This window comes from Pseudomonas sp. NPDC087336 (assembly GCF_044744285.1).
Lineage (GTDB): Bacteria > Pseudomonadota > Gammaproteobacteria > Pseudomonadales > Pseudomonadaceae > Aquipseudomonas.
In genome coordinates, this window is the sequence record NZ_JBIUYA010000016.1 from 1 (window position 1) to 14,956 (window position 14,956).

The window sequence follows — 14,956 nt, forward strand, 5'->3', positions numbered from 1 at the left end:
TCTACAGCGTTACACGCTGCTGTCAACACCTCTTTTTCAACTTCCTTCTAGCTTCGATGAACTGAAGCAACCTGCTGCCGAAAACTTCGTAACTCGTTGTTTAGCAAGGAGTTTTCCGTTTCGACTGCGCCGGAAGTGGGGCGAATTATAGGCTTCCAGAATCTGCCGTCAACCGCTATTTTCATAAAACAGTCATATAGCTAAAAAACCCGAAAAACAAAAGGCCGACCCAATGGGTCGGCCTTCCTTCTCTACCCTTCTACTTACAAGCTAGGGAAAGCGAACTGCGAAGCTTCATGGCTCGCACGCTGCGGCCAGCGCTGGGTGATGGCCTTGCGGCGGGTGTAGAAGCGCACACCATCCGGACCGTAGGCATGCAGGTCGCCGAACAGCGAACGCTTCCAGCCACCAAAGCTGTGGTAAGCCACCGGCACCGGAAGCGGTACGTTGACGCCGACCATGCCGACTTCGATCTCGTCGCAGAACAAGCGCGCCGCTTCCCCGTCACGGGTGAAGATGCAGGTGCCGTTGCCATACTCATGATCGTTGATCAGTTGCATCGCCTCTTCCAGGCTGTTGACCCGCACGACGCACAGCACCGGCCCGAAGATCTCTTCCTTATAGATGCGCATTTGCGGCGTGACGTTATCGAACAGGCAGCCACCCAGGAAGAAGCCTTCCTCGTGACCTGCGACGGTCAGGCCACGGCCATCCACCACCAGTGTCGCACCGGCGGCTACGCCATCTTCGACATAACCACTGACCTTGTCGCGTGCCTGGCCAGTCACCAGTGGGCCCATGTCCAGACCGCAGGAAGTACCGGCGCCGATTTTCAGCGCCTGGATCTGTGGTACCAGCTTGGCCACCAGCGCATCCGCCACCTGGTCTCCGACGCATACGGCAACCGAGATCGCCATGCAACGCTCGCCGCACGAACCGTAGGCCGCGCCCATCAGTGCGCTGACGGCGTTATCCAGATCCGCGTCCGGCATCAGCACGGCGTGGTTCTTCGCCCCGCCCAGGGCCTGCACGCGTTTGCCGCGTTTGGTGCCTTCGCTATAGATGTACTCGGCAATCGGCGTCGAACCCACGAAGCTCAGCGCTTTAACTTCCGGCGCTTCGATCAATGCGTCCACCGCAGTCTTGTCACCGTGCACCACGCTCAGCACACCTTTAGGCAGACCAGCTTCCAGCAGCAACTGGGCGATCAGCAGCGTCGAGCTCGGGTCACGCTCGGACGGCTTGAGGATGAAGCAGTTGCCGCAAACGATCGCCAGTGGGTACATCCACAGCGGCACCATGGCCGGGAAGTTGAACGGCGTGATGCCGGCTACTACGCCCAATGGTTGGAAGTCCGACCATGCATCGATATTCGGGCCGACGTTGCGGCTGTATTCGCCCTTGAGGATTTCCGGCGCCGCGCAAGCGAACTCGACGTTCTCGATACCGCGCTTGAGCTCACCCGCAGCGTCTTCCAGCGTCTTGCCGTGCTCTTCGCTGATCAGTTGAGCGATACGCGCTTCGTTCTGCTCCAGCAGTTGCTTGAAGCGGAACATCACCTGGGCGCGCTTGGCCGGCGGCGTGTTGCGCCAGGCAGGGAATGCAGCCTTGCCGGCATCGATGGCGCTCTGGATGGTTTCGCGGGTCGCCAGCGGCAACTTGTGGATAGCCTGGCCGGTGGACGGGTTGAACACATCAACCGCGCGACCGTTCTCGGTCACCAGTTCGCCGTTGATCAAATGCGGAATAACGCTCATGGAAGCTCCTGAAAGTTGTCCACAGGCGCACCCCATCGGCGCGCCCGTTGTTTGTAGGTCTATAGAAGAAAAATCAGTCGATCTTGCCCAGCACTTCGCCGACCGCGTCGAACAGACGATCCAGGTCCTTCGGCTTGCTGTTGAACGTTGGGCCGAACTGCAGGGTGTCGCCGCCGAAACGCACGTAGAAACCGGCTTTCCACAAGGCCATGCCCGCTTCGAATGGGCGCACGATGGCGTCGCCGTCACGTGGCGCGATCTGGATCGCACCTGCCAGGCCATAGTTACGGATATCGATGATGTTCTTGGTGCCCTTCAGGCCATGCAGCGCGTTTTCGAAATGCGGTGCGACTTCGGCGACGCTCTGTACCAGGTTTTCCTTCTGCAGCAGGTCGAGTGCTGCCAGGCCGGCGGCGCACGCCACCGGGTGTGCGGAATAGGTGTAGCCGTGGGGGAATTCCACCGCGTATTCAGGCGTCGGCTGATTCATGAAGGTCTGGTAGATCTCGGAGCTGGCAATCACCGCGCCCATCGGGATCGCACCGTTGGTGACTTGCTTGGCGATGCACATCAGGTCCGGGGTCACGCCGAAGGTGTCGGCCCCGAACATGTTGCCGGTACGGCCGAAACCGGTGATCACTTCGTCGAATACCAACAGGATGTTGTGCTGATCGCAGATCTCGCGCAGGCGCTTGAGGTAACCCTGTGGCGGAACCAGCACGCCAGCGGAACCGGCCAAAGGCTCGACGAACACCGCCGCGATGTTCGATGCATCGTGCAGCTCGATCAGCTTGAGCAGTTCATCAGCCAGCGCGATACCGCCCTGCTCCGGCATGCCACGGGAGAACGCATTGCTCGCCAGCAGGGTGTGTGGCAGGTGATCGACGTCCATCATCGCCTGGCCGAACAGCTTGCGGTTGCCGTTGACGCCACCCAGGCTGGTGCCGGCGATGTTCACGCCATGGTAGCCACGGGCACGACCGATCATTTTGGTCTTGGTCGACTGGCCTTTGAGGCGCCAGTAGGCCCGCACCATTTTCACCGCCGTGTCGGCGCACTCGGAACCCGAGTCGGTGAAGAACACGTGGTTCAGGTTGCCCGGCGTCAGGTCGGTGATCTTTTCCGCCAGCTGAAAGGACAGTGGATGGCCGTACTGGAAGCCTGGCGAGTAGTCGAGGGTGCCCAGTTGCTTGGCCACCGCTTCCTGGATTTCCTTGCGAGTATGGCCCGCGCCACAGGTCCACAGCCCGGACAGCGAGTCATAGACTTTGCGGCCCTTGTCGTCGATCAGCCAGCTGCCTTCTGCGCCAACGATCAGGCGTGGATCGCGCTGGAAGTTACGGTTGGCGGTGTAAGGCATCCAGTGAGCGTCGAGCTTGAGCTGGCTGGCCAGGGATGTCGGAGCGTTCTCGGGCAAATTCATGGGCGAAACCTCGCAAGGCAATAAGCGGCGTAGGGGTTTAAAAACCGTAGTTGCAGCTAAGTTGCCACGGGGATAAAGTCGGTGAAATCCAACTTTTGTAACCTTCAGTCAGCCATCCACTAAACTATCGAGAAAGAGCATGAGCAGCCGCCGCCCCGATCCACTGGCGCAAGTCAGCGACTTCGATATCCGCCTGCTGCGGATCTTTCGCAGCGTGGTCGAATGCGGCGGCTTCTCCGCGGCTGAAAGCGTACTTGGTATCGGTCGATCGGCGATCAGCCAACAGATGAGCGACCTGGAGCAGCGCCTGGGTTTGCGCCTGTGCCAACGCGGTCGCGCCGGGTTTTCCCTGACCGAAGAAGGTCGCGAGGTTTATCAATCGGCGTTGCAGCTACTCAGTGCACTGGAAAGTTTCCGCACCGAGGTCAACGGCCTGCACCAGCACCTGCGCGGCGAATTGACCATCGGCCTGACCGACAACCTGGTGACCCTGCCGCACATGCGCATCACCCACGCCCTGGCGCAATTGAAGGAACGCGGTCCGGATGTGCAGATCCAGATCCGCATGATCGCGCCCAACGAAGTCGAACAAGGCGTACTCGACGGGCGCCTGCATGTCGGCGTGGTGCCCCAGGCCAGCGCGTTGTCGGGGCTGGAATATCAGCCGCTCTACAGCGAACGCTCATTGCTGTATTGCGCGGTTGGTCACCCTTTGTTTTATGTCGACGACAAGCAGCTGGACGACGGGCGCCTGAACAGCCAGGACGCCATCGCCCCGACCTTTCGTTTGCCCGCGGATATCCAGGCGCATTACCAGGCACTCAACTGCACCGCCAGCGCGTCGGACCGCGAAGGCATGGCGTTCCTGATCCTGACCGGGCGCTACATCGGCTACCTGCCAGACCATTATGCGAGCCTCTGGGTGCAGCAAGGCCGCCTACGCGCGCTGAAACCCAAGGCGCGGTTTTATGACCTGAGCCTGGCCTCGGTGACCCGCAAGGGACGTCGCCCGCACCTGGTGCTGGAAAGCTTCCTGGAGAGCCTGGCCGCTACGCGCTGACAGGGGTTTTATCGTACCGGGACTTGTCTGGAGCCTGTGGGTGCGCTATCAACGTCATGGCCCGCAACCCCACTTGATCGGAAGTGCCCATGACCTTTGAAGTCCCAGCTCACAGCGGCAAACCCGCCAGCCGTATTCGTCAGAAAAACGAAGAGACCATCATCAAGGCCGCCGAGGACGAGTTCGCCCGTCACGGGTTCAAGGGCACCAGCATGAACACCATTGCCCTGAATGCCGGCTTGCCCAAAGCGAACCTGCATTATTACTTCACCAACAAACTCGGCTTGTATGTGGCGGTGCTGAGCAACATCATCGAGTTGTGGGACAGCACCTTCAATACCCTGACCGCCCAAGACGACCCCGCCGAAGCCCTAACCCGCTACATCCGCGCGAAGATGGAGTTTTCCCGGCGCCAACCGCAGGCGTCTCGAATCTTCGCCATGGAGGTCATCAGTGGCGGCGAATGCCTGACCGAATATTTCAACCAGGACTATCGCGCCTGGTTCCAGGGCCGTGCCGCGGTATTCCAGGCGTGGATTGACGCTGGCAAAATGGACCCGGTCGACCCGGTGCACCTGATTTTCCTGTTGTGGGGCAGCACCCAGCATTACGCCGACTTCGCCACGCAGATCTGCCGGGTCAGCGGACGCAGCAAGCTGACCAAGCAGGACATGGAAGACGCCGGCAATAACCTGATCCGTATCATTCTCAAAGGCTGCGGCCTGACACCTTCCCTCTAAGATCACTATGCCTTTTACCCTCAGCGACTTTTGCGAATACCGCGAAGAGATTCGCAAAAGCCGCTTCATCACCTTCGCCGCGCCGATCGCCAGCCCCGCCGAAGCCCAGGCCTTCATCGCCCAACACAGCGATCCCAACGCCACGCACAATTGCTGGGCATGGAAGCTCGGCGATCAATACCGCAGCACCGACGACGGCGAGCCCGGCGGCACGGCTGGCCGGCCGATCCTGGCGGCAATCGAAGCACAGGATTGCGATCAAGTCGTCGTACTGGTGATTCGCTGGTATGGCGGCATTCAACTGGGCACCGGTGGACTGGCCCGAGCCTATGGCGGCGGTGCCAACAAATGCCTGCAAGCGGCACCGAAGGTTGAGTTGATCAGTCGGGTGCCAGTGCGATGCGCTTGTGCGTTCGGTGAGCTGGCGTTGGTCAAGCTGCGGGTCGCGGAACTCGGTGGATTGGTGGTGCAGGAGGATTTCACGGCCAATGGCGTTGAACTGCAACTGGCGGTGGGCGCCGGGCAGATCCAGACGTTGCAATCTCAACTGGCTGATTTGAGTCGTGGGCGGATCGTGTTGGAGTGTTGAAAGAGCAACCTGGAGCTGCCGCAGGCTGCGATCTTTTGGGGCGCTGCACTTTTTCCCATATTCCATAGTTGCCCACATCCGCTGTGCACCCGGCTGTGGATAACCTGAGCACATACCGCTGTAACCCTTCTGTCATGCGGCTTTGCGGGCTTTGTTCATTTTTCGTCCATTTCACCTATAAAATTGCTAAATTCAAATAAAAACAATCAGTTAGGTTGGTTTATCACTTTTAGAAGAAAGCCGCCCCACGCTTATGCCCGTCCCTTGAGCTTGCGCACAAATACTGTGGAGCAATCTGTGGATAACCCGTTCATGGCTGGCGCGGCTGCATATCGGGCGTGGCTTGCGCTCGAGTGCTCATTTTTTAATCAAAACCCCACGCGCGAAACAAGAGCAGATCAACGGCGTTGCACTTATGTGGTGCCTGGCTTGCGATGACCTTCAGTCCGACAGCGAACTCAATGCCCTCACACACGGGCATCAGGAAGATTTCCTGACCTGATGGCCAGAAAATTGCTTTATCCACAGGCATCCATTCAATCGAATCGAGCCTGTCATGCCCATTGCCGATCCAACGCCCCGTTTGCAACTGAGCAACATCAGTAAACGCTACCCCGGCTGCCTGGCCAACGATGCTATCGATCTGACTATCGCGCCTGGTGAGATCCACGCGTTGCTCGGCGAAAACGGTGCGGGCAAAAGCACCTTGATGAAAATCATCTACGGCGTCGTGCATGCCGACGCTGGCGAGATGTTCTGGCATGGCCAGCCTGTGAACCTGCGCAATCCGGCCCAGGCTCGCGACTTGGGGATCGGCATGGTGTTCCAGCATTTCTCGCTGTTCGAAACCCTGAGTGTGGCGCAGAACATCGCATTGGCCATGGGGCCGGCGGCAGGCTCGCCCAATCAGCTTGAACATAAGATAAGTGAAGTGTCGCAACGCTACGGCATGGCGCTGGAGCCGCAGCGACTGGTCCACAGCCTGTCCATCGGCGAACGGCAACGGGTGGAAATCATCCGCTGCCTGATGCAGGACATCCGCCTGCTGATTCTCGACGAACCGACTTCGGTGTTGACTCCCCAGGAGGCCAAGGACTTGTTCGTGACCCTGCGTCGACTGGCTGCCGAGGGCTGCAGCATTTTGTTCATCAGCCACAAACTCGCCGAAGTGCGCGCGTTGTGCCACAGCGCGACCGTGTTGCGCGGCGGGCGAGTGGCCGGGCATTGCGTACCAGCTGACTACTCGGATCGGCAGCTGGCGCGCCTGATGGTTGGCGAAGCGGCGGAGTTGATCGCCGATTACCCAAAGGTGGTGGGCACCGACGTTTTCTTGAAAATACAAGGTTTGTCCTGGCACAACCCGGACCCGTTCGGTTGCTCGCTCAAGGCCATCGACCTGGCCGTGCGCAGCGGTGAAATAGTCGGCATCGCCGGTGTCGCCGGCAATGGTCAGGATGAGCTGCTGGCATTGCTCAGCGGCGAAGAAAGGCTGGGCCGCAATGAGGCCGCGACCATCAGTTTCGGCGGCGAACCGGTCGCGCATCTACGTGCCGATGCGCGTCGCCAACGCGGACTGGCCTTCGTCCCGGCCGAACGATTGGGGCATGGCGCCGTGCCGGATTTGAGCCTGGCCGACAACGCCCTGCTCAGCGCATTCCAGCAAGGGCTGGTGAGCAAGGGGCTGATCCAGCGCGGTAAGGTCCAGGCGCTGGCGCAAGCGATCATTCACCGTTTCGGGGTCAAGGCTTGCGGCACCCAGGCGCCGGCCCGCAGCCTGTCCGGGGGTAACTTGCAGAAATTCATCCTGGGTCGGGAAATTCTTCAACAACCGAAATTGCTGGTGGCCGCGCACCCGACCTGGGGCGTGGATGTCGGCGCGGCCGCGACCATCCACCGTGCGCTGATTGCCCTGCGCGATGCCGGCGCGGCGATCCTGGTGATTTCCGAAGACCTCGACGAACTGTTCCAGATCAGCGACCGCCTCGGAGCCTTGTGCAGCGGCCGGTTATCAAAGCTCAAGGCTACCGTCGACACCCGCCTTACCGATGTCGGTGGCTGGATGGCCGGCCAGTTCGACGCCCCTCAATTGCCTGCCTGCGCAACACGTTAACGGAGCCTCACATGCTGCTTTCCCTTGAACCCCGTGGCCAGCAATCGAGCCTGATGCTGTGGTGCTCGCCGTTGTTGGCGGCGGTCCTGACCCTGGGCAGTGGCTCATTGCTGTTTATCGCATTGGGGCTCGATCCGTTGCTGACTTTGCATACGCTGTTGATCGCGCCGATCAGCGACCTGTATGGCCTCTGCGAGTGGCTGGTCAAAGCGTTACCGATCCTGCTCTGTGCGTTGGGCCTGGCCGTTGCCTACCAGGCGCGGATCTGGAACATCGGCGCCGAAGGCCAACTGCTGCTCGGCGCCTTGGCTGGCAGCGCGTTGGCGGTAAACGTCATCGAGATGCAAAGCCGCTGGGCACTGGTGCTGATCCTGCTTGCCGGGACCCTGGCCGGCGCCGCGTGGGCGGGGCTGACGGCATGGTTGCGCACGCGCTTTAACGCCAATGAGATCCTTACCAGCATCATGCTCAATTACATCGCCCTGAACCTGCTGCTGTTTTGCGTTCACGGCCCGCTGAAAGACCCGCAAGGGTTCAATTTTCCGCAGTCGGCGATGTTCGGCGACGCCAGCCGCTTGCCGCTGTTGATGGAGGATGGCCGGGTTCACGCCGGCGTGTATTTCGCCCTGCTCGCCCTGGTGGCGGTGTGGGTGCTGTTGCACAAAAGCTTCGTCGGGTTCCAGATCAAAGTGCTGGGGCTGGACAAGCGCGCGGCCGGTTTCGTCGGCTTTCGCGAAAAGCGCCTGATCTGGCTGGCGCTGTTGATCAGCGGTGGCCTCGCGGGCCTGGCGGGTGTGTGCGAGGTAACCGGGCCGATCGGCCAATTGGTGCCGCAAGTGTCGCCGGGCTACGGCTATGCAGCGATCACCGTGGCGTTTCTCGGGCGCTTGAACCCCATCGGCATTGTGTTTTCCAGCTTGTTGATGGCGTTGCTGTACATCGGTGGCGAGAACGCGCAGATGAGCTTGAACCTGCCGCAAGCGATCAGCCAATTGTTTCAGGGGATGATGCTGTTTTTCCTGCTGGCCTGTGATGTGCTGATTCTCTACCGCCCCCGCTTGAACCTGCGCTGGGCGCGCCGCGCACCCGCCAACGCCGTACAACAAGTAGGTGCGCTGTGATGGATATCGATCTGTTGAGCAACATTTTCTACGCCATGGTTCGCTGCGGTACGCCGCTGCTGCTGGTGGCGCTGGGCGAACTGGTCTGCGAGAAGAGCGGCGTACTCAACCTGGGCCAGGAAGGCATGATGCTGTTTGGCGCGGTGATGGGCTTCATCATCGCGTTCAGCACCGGCAACCTGTGGCTGGGCGTATTGCTGGCGATGTTCGCCGGGATGCTGTTGTCATCGTTGTTTGCCTTGGTGGCGCTGGTGTTCAACGCCAACCAGGTGGCCACCGGGCTGGCCCTGACGATTTTCGGCGTGGGACTGTCGACCTTTGTCGGCGCGGAGTGGGTCGGCAAACCGTTGACGGGCTTCGAGCCGGTGGCGCTGCCTTACCTGAGCGAGATACCGCTGATCGGACGCATGCTGTTCGCCCAGGATTTGCTGGTGTACCTGTCATTCGCGCTGTTTGCGCTGGTGGCCTGGGTGACGCTGAAAACCCGTGTCGGGCTGATCATCCAGGCGGTCGGCGAAAACCCGGACGCCGCCAGTGCCATGGGCTTGCCGGTGTTGGCCGTGCGGGCATTGGCGGTGTTGTTTGGCGGCGCGATGGCCGGGCTGGCCGGCGCGTACCTGTCGCTGGCCTACACACCGATGTGGGCGGAAAACATGAGCGCCGGCCGCGGCTGGATTGCCCTGGCACTGGTGGTGTTCGCCAGTTGGCGGGTATGGCGCTTGCTGTTGGGGGCGTATCTGTTCGGACTCGCCAGCATCCTGCACCTGGTGGCGCAGGGGCTGGGGCTGGCGATTCCATCGAGTTTGCTGGCGATGCTGCCGTATGTGGCGACCATTGTGGTGCTGGTGCTGCTGTCCCGGGACAAGGTGCGCACGCGATTGTATGCGCCGGTTTCCTTGGGACAGCCATGGCAGGCTGGGCATTAATTGTTGTTTGTGCGGTCCCCTTCGCAGGCAAGCCCGCTCCCACATTGAATGGGTGTGAACTCGGTCAAAGGTGGGAGCGGGCTTGCCCGCAAAGGGGCCCGCAAAGGCAACACTTGAGCAATGCCCCACGCCAACTCAAAGAATAGAAAAATCACCAACAATGAACTTGCACCATGGGCCAGGGCATATAGCTGCCAAGCCGAAAACAGAAACCTGGCCACGGCGTCATACCGCCCATAAACCTGCTGCGGATCACGAATCCGCAGCACTGACCAGACGCAGACAATCGACCCCAACAGATTCGCCATCAACATGTGCATCGGTTCGAACGGCGGCAGTTCGCCGGGCAAACTCAACGCCTGGCTCACCCCCGTCAAAACCCCGTGCAACGCGGCAAAACTCCACGGTGTGACAAACGCGGCCGTCACAATCAAGTCATACCAGGCACTGCCACGAACCAGGCGGCGATACTGTGTTGAAGTCCACATCGACATTGCTCCATCAATTTCCGGGAGCAACCAGGCTAAAGCCTGGAGTATGCTCCAGGGTCAAGCCCTCGAAGAGACGTGATGATGCGCATCGGTGAATTAGCCCAGGCCAGCGCCGTCAGCCGCGACACGCTGCGATTCTATGAGCAGCGCGGATTGATCGCCGCACAACGCAGCGCCAACGGTTATCGCGACTATCCGGCAGACATGGTGCAACTGGTGCAGTACATCAAGACCGCTCAACAGCTGGGCTTTACCCTCGGCGAGATCGGCCATAGCGTCGGGGCCATCTGGCAGTCGCCCGATCCGGACAGTGCCGTCACACGATTGCTGCAAGACAAGCTCAAACTGATCGAAGCGCGCATGGCCGAACTGGGCGCATTGCGCGATGAGTTGCAACAACGGCTTGGACAAGCTTGTCCATTGAATCCACGTCCCTGAACTTCAAGGAAGCCATACATGTCCAGAAACGCACTGATCATCGGTGCCTCCCGCGGCCTTGGCCTCGGCCTGGTGAAAACCCTGCTCGCCGACGGCTGGCAAGTCACCGCCACCGTGCGCAATCCGCAAAACGCCGATGCCCTCAAGGCACTGGGCCAGGTGCGGATCGAGAAACTCGACATGGACGATCAGCAAGCGGTGATCATGCTGAGTCAGCAACTCAAGGGCGAAGTGTTTGACCTGCTGTTCGTCAATGCCGGGGTAAAAGGTCCTGAGGTGCAGACGCCAGACGGTGGCGCGACCCTGGCCGAAGTCGGGCAACTGTTCTTCACCAACGCCGTGGCGCCGATCAACCTGGCACAACGCTTCGTCGGGCAAATCCGCCCGGACGGCGGCGTGCTGGCCTTCATGAGCTCGGTATTGGGCAGCGTGACCATGCCTGACGCGCCGGAACTGGCGCTGTACAAGGCCAGCAAGGCTGCACTGAATTCCATGACCAACAGCTTCGTCACCCAGTTGGGCGAAACCAGCCTCACCGTGCTGTCGCTGCATCCGGGCTGGGTGAAAACCGACATGGGCGGTGAAGGCGCTGACATCGATGTGGACACCAGCACCCGCGGGCTGGTTGACCAGGTGAATGCGTATGCCGGCAAGGGCGGCCATCACTTCATCAACTACAGGGGTGAAACCATTCCCTGGTAACACCACACCTTTGTCGGGGAAGGCTTGCCCGCGAAGCCCTTTTGATCGACACTTCGCACCTCGCCTCCCCGGCGACCCTGGATCAGCAGACAGGGCAACACTGAGCTGGCAACCCTGAACCCAACTTTCAGAGGAGCCGGCCAACATGCCTGCGACCCGTACCTGGTTAAAAAATCCCCTCGCCATTTTCACGGCCAACGATCTCGATGCCCGTGGCGGCCTGGTGCTGCAAGACGGTGTGATCGTCGAAGTGCTTGGCCTCGGCCAACAGCCCTCCAAGCCTTGCAATGAAGTGTTCGACGCCCGCGAACATGTAATCCTGCCGGGGCTGATCAACACCCATCACCACTTTTATCAAACCCTGACCCGCGCCTGGGCACCAGTGGTCAACCAGCCGTTGTTTCCGTGGCTGAAAACCCTGTATCCGGTCTGGGCACGCCTGACACCGGAAAAACTCGCCCTGGCCACTAAAGTCGCGTTGGCCGAACTGCTGTTGTCCGGTTGCACCACGGCCGCCGACCACCACTACCTGTTCCCCGAAGGCCTGGAAAATGCGATCGACGTACAGGTCGAGAGCGTTCGCGAACTGGGCATGCGCGCCATGCTGACGCGCGGCTCCATGAGCCTGGGGGAAAAGGACGGTGGCCTGCCGCCGCAGCAAACCGTACAGGAAGGTGAAGTGATCCTGGCCGATAGCCAGCGCTTGATCGCCGAGTACCACGAACGTGGCGAAGGCGCGCAAATCCAGATCGCCCTGGCCCCCTGCTCCCCCTTCTCCGTCACCCCGCAAATCATGTCCGCCAGCGCCGAACTGGCGAACCAACTCGACGTGCGCCTGCACACGCACCTGGCGGAAACCCTCGACGAAGAAGATTTCTGCCTGCAGCGCTTTGGCCTACGCACCGTCGATTATCTGGACAGCGTCGGCTGGCTCGGTCCGCGTACCTGGCTGGCACACGGCATCCACTTCAACCCGGACGAAATCGCCCGCCTCGGCGCTGCTGGCACCGGCATTTGCCATTGCCCGAGCTCGAACATGCGCCTGGCCTCCGGTATCTGCCCAACCATCGAGCTGACCGATGCCGGCGCGTTGCTCGGTCTTGGCGTGGACGGTTCTGCCTCCAACGATGCGTCGAACATGATGCTCGAAACTCGTCAGGCGTTGTACATCCAGCGTCTGCGCTACGGTGCCGAGAAGATCACTCCGGAGCGCGTCCTGGGCTGGGCGACCAAAGGCTCAGCCAGTTTGCTCGGACGTAGCGACATCGGGGAAATCGCCGTGGGCAAGCAGGCTGACCTGGCGCTGTTCAAGCTCGACGAGCTGCGTTTCTCCGGCAGCCACGATCCGGTATCGGCGCTGCTTTTGTGCGGCGCAGACCGCGCGGATCGGGTGATGGTCGGCGGCAAGTGGCGAGTGATCGACGGGCAGGTCGAGGGGCTGGACCTGAAGGGGTTGATTGCCGATCACAGCCAGGCGGCCCGGCAGTTGATCGCGGGTGTCTGACACGACACCAGCGCCTACAGGCCAAGCAGCGACAACATGATGAACGTCGCAAACAGCACAAAGTGAGTCATCCCTTCGATGGCGTTGGTTTCGCCATCGTTGAGGTTGATCGCACTGACGATCAGGGTGATGAAGATCATCACGGTCTGCACCGGGGTCATGGCCATCTGGAACGGTTGGCCGGTGTAGAGCGCCATGGCCTCCATCACCGGCACCGTCAGGATCACCGGCGGTGCGCCCGTCCCCTCCAGGCCCAGGTCCAATGTCTTGGACATCACTTCGGCCAAGGCGCCGATCACCACCACACCGACCACCAGGATGCCAATCGACAACGACAGGCTGATGGGTGCCGGCTCCTGCTCCAGCGGTTCCTTCTTGCGGCGTTTTTCCGGGTAGCTGTAGCTGAAAAAGTAACTGTGCGGCCCGACCTGCATCCGCAGGAACAAGGTGTAAAGCACCACCATCGCGCCAATGGTAAACGCCGAATAGAGCTTCCAGTCGCCTTCGGGAATGAACTCCGGCACCACCATCGACACGCCCATGGCAGTCAGGATCATCACGCTGTAGCTGCGCGCCGAATCGTCGTTGTAGGACTGTTCGCCGTGCTTGAGACCGCCCATCAACGCCGCCAGCGATATGCGACTGACTGCAGCGCGGCGCTAACGTTTCGTTTCACCTTAGCGCACCAGCCGATGGCAGCCGTGCAAGCCCATGCACTTTTATCGGCCTCAAGGGCCTCATCGCGGGCAAGCCCACTCCCACAGGGGGCGCGTTGATCCTGTGGGAGCGGGCTTGCCCGCGATGGCCGTTACGCGGTTTCAGAATGTTTGTTGTCCTGTTGGTCAGCAATTTGCATTGCCCCTGCCAACCACAACAAAAGGGAGTTCGAATTCATGCAAATACGTCCGCTGCACAAACTGCTATGCGCCGCCATCGGCCTCGGGATCAGCCTGAGCGCCTCTGCCGCTGACCCACTGAAAGTAGGCTTCGTCTACATCGGCCCGATCGGCGACCACGGCTGGACGTATCAGCATGAACAGGGACGCAAGGCACTGGCGCAACAGCTTGGCGACCGGATCACCACCAACTATGTGGAAAACGTTGCCGAAGGCGCCGACGCCGAGCGAGTGATCCGCAACATGGCCAAGGACAAGTACGACCTGATCTTCACGACCTCGTTCGGCTACATGAACCCGACACTCAAGGTCGCCAAGCAGTTTCCCAATGTGACGTTCGAACACGCCACCGGCTACAAGCAGGACAAGAACCTGGGCACCTACCTGGCGCGCACTTATGAAGGTCGCTACGTCGGCGGTTTCCTCGCGGCAAAGATGACCAAAAGCAAAAAGATCGGCTACGTCGCCTCATTCCCGATTCCGGAAGTGATCCGCGACATCAACGCCATTCAACTGGCCCTGAATAAGTACAACCCGGGCACCGAAATCAAAGTGGTGTGGGTCAATTCCTGGTTCGATCCGGGCAAGGAAGCCGATGCCGCCAACGCGCTGATCGACCAGGGCGTGGACGTGGTGTTCCAGCACACCGACAGCCCGGCGCCGATCCAGGCGGCTGAACGTCGCGGCGTGTATGCCGTGGGCTACGCTTCGGACATGGCACACTTCGGCCCCAAGGCGGTGCTGACCTCCATCGTCAACGACTGGGCACCACATTATCTGCAAGCGACCCAGAGCGTGATCGACCACAGCTGGAAATCCCAGGATTACTGGGGTGGCCTGAAGGAAGGCACCGTTGAACTGCCGATCAGCGACCTGGTGCCGGCGGCGGTGAAAACTGAAGCCGAGCAGATCATCACCGATATCAAGAGCGGTGCGCTGCAGCCGTTTACCGGGCCGATCAAGGACCAGGCCGGGGCCGAAAAAATACCCGCGGGGGTGAGCGCGACAAATACGGAACTGGCATCGATGAATTATTACGTGGAAGGCATGAAGGCTGACATGCCGAAATAATTCCTACAGCAAACACAAAAACCCTGTGGGAGCGGGCTTGCTCGCGAATGCGATTCAACATTCAACATCTTGGTTGACTGTCACACCGCTTTCGCGAGCAAGCCCGCTCCCACATTGGATTTTCAGCG

The 14,956-nt window shown here is 60.5% G+C and carries 13 protein-coding genes and 1 pseudogene; 10 read left to right on the forward strand and 4 right to left on the reverse strand.

Translation table 11 applies throughout. From position 1 onward, the window contains the following. Window positions 1–263: 263 nt before the first annotated feature. The gene (locus ACIO0C_RS17240; protein ID WP_401313995.1) at window positions 264–1,757 is read right to left on the reverse strand and encodes a CoA-acylating methylmalonate-semialdehyde dehydrogenase; all 1,494 of its coding nucleotides are present in this window, start codon (window positions 1,755–1,757) and stop codon (window positions 264–266) included. 73 nt (window positions 1,758–1,830) lie between these two features. Next, complete coding sequence (locus tag ACIO0C_RS17245; RefSeq protein ID WP_401313997.1) at window positions 1,831–3,180, reverse strand: aspartate aminotransferase family protein; 1,350 nt, start codon at window positions 3,178–3,180, stop codon at window positions 1,831–1,833. A 139-nt stretch (window positions 3,181–3,319) separates the two neighbouring features. Here ACIO0C_RS17245 and ACIO0C_RS17250 point away from each other — a divergent pair, with 139 nt between their 5' ends. From ACIO0C_RS17250 to ACIO0C_RS17275, 6 genes are all read left to right on the forward strand, one after another. Then, on the forward strand, window positions 3,320–4,240 hold the full coding sequence (locus ACIO0C_RS17250) for a LysR family transcriptional regulator (protein ID WP_401313999.1): 921 nt from the start codon (window positions 3,320–3,322) through the stop codon (window positions 4,238–4,240). 89 nt (window positions 4,241–4,329) lie between these two features. Beyond that, window positions 4,330–4,980, forward strand: coding sequence for a TetR/AcrR family transcriptional regulator (locus ACIO0C_RS17255; RefSeq protein WP_008063926.1), 651 nt, complete (start codon window positions 4,330–4,332; stop codon window positions 4,978–4,980). Window positions 4,981–4,987: 7 nt separating this feature from the next. Next, the gene (locus ACIO0C_RS17260) at window positions 4,988–5,569 is read left to right on the forward strand and encodes an IMPACT family protein (protein WP_401314001.1); all 582 of its coding nucleotides are present in this window, start codon (window positions 4,988–4,990) and stop codon (window positions 5,567–5,569) included. Between the two features lie 556 nt (window positions 5,570–6,125). Next, window positions 6,126–7,679: an ABC transporter ATP-binding protein gene (locus ACIO0C_RS17265; protein ID WP_401314002.1), complete on the forward strand. Its 1,554-nt coding sequence runs from the start codon at window positions 6,126–6,128 to the stop codon at window positions 7,677–7,679. Window positions 7,680–7,690: 11 nt separating this feature from the next. Beyond that, on the forward strand, window positions 7,691–8,800 hold the full coding sequence (locus tag ACIO0C_RS17270) for an ABC transporter permease (RefSeq protein ID WP_401314004.1): 1,110 nt from the start codon (window positions 7,691–7,693) through the stop codon (window positions 8,798–8,800). Next, window positions 8,800–9,726 carry an ABC transporter permease gene (locus ACIO0C_RS17275; RefSeq protein WP_401314006.1) on the forward strand — a complete coding sequence of 309 codons (927 nt, stop codon included), beginning with the start codon at window positions 8,800–8,802 and terminating at the stop codon, window positions 9,724–9,726. The genes ACIO0C_RS17270 and ACIO0C_RS17275 overlap by 1 nt, the downstream gene beginning before the upstream one ends. Here ACIO0C_RS17275 and ACIO0C_RS17280 read toward each other — a convergent pair. Continuing rightward, window positions 9,723–10,214: a hypothetical protein gene (locus ACIO0C_RS17280; RefSeq protein WP_401314206.1), complete on the reverse strand. Its 492-nt coding sequence runs from the start codon at window positions 10,212–10,214 to the stop codon at window positions 9,723–9,725. The two genes, ACIO0C_RS17275 and ACIO0C_RS17280, sit on opposite strands and share 4 nt — an antisense overlap. 84 nt (window positions 10,215–10,298) lie before the next feature. Between ACIO0C_RS17280 and ACIO0C_RS17285 the strand changes: the two genes are divergently transcribed. From ACIO0C_RS17285 to ACIO0C_RS17295, 3 genes are all read left to right on the forward strand, one after another. Then, complete coding sequence (locus ACIO0C_RS17285; RefSeq protein WP_401314208.1) at window positions 10,299–10,655, forward strand: MerR family transcriptional regulator; 357 nt, start codon at window positions 10,299–10,301, stop codon at window positions 10,653–10,655. Window positions 10,656–10,673: 18 nt separating this feature from the next. Further along, entirely contained in the window at window positions 10,674–11,357 is a 684-nt protein-coding gene (locus ACIO0C_RS17290; protein WP_401314007.1) for an SDR family oxidoreductase, read from the forward strand. Window positions 11,358–11,502: 145 nt separating this feature from the next. Then, window positions 11,503–12,861 carry an 8-oxoguanine deaminase gene (locus tag ACIO0C_RS17295; RefSeq protein WP_401314009.1) on the forward strand — a complete coding sequence of 453 codons (1,359 nt, stop codon included), beginning with the start codon at window positions 11,503–11,505 and terminating at the stop codon, window positions 12,859–12,861. Window positions 12,862–12,875: 14 nt separating this feature from the next. Here the strand turns inward: ACIO0C_RS17295 and ACIO0C_RS17300 are convergent. Beyond that, window positions 12,876–13,499 (reverse strand): annotated as a pseudogene (locus ACIO0C_RS17300) (calcium:proton antiporter); the annotation flags it as partial. Window positions 13,500–13,754: 255 nt separating this feature from the next. On the opposite strand from ACIO0C_RS17300, the gene ACIO0C_RS17305 reads away from it, so the two are divergent. Continuing rightward, window positions 13,755–14,828, forward strand: a complete 1,074-nt coding sequence (locus ACIO0C_RS17305) for a BMP family ABC transporter substrate-binding protein (protein WP_401314011.1) — start codon at window positions 13,755–13,757, stop codon at window positions 14,826–14,828. Window positions 14,829–14,956 lie beyond the last annotated feature (128 nt).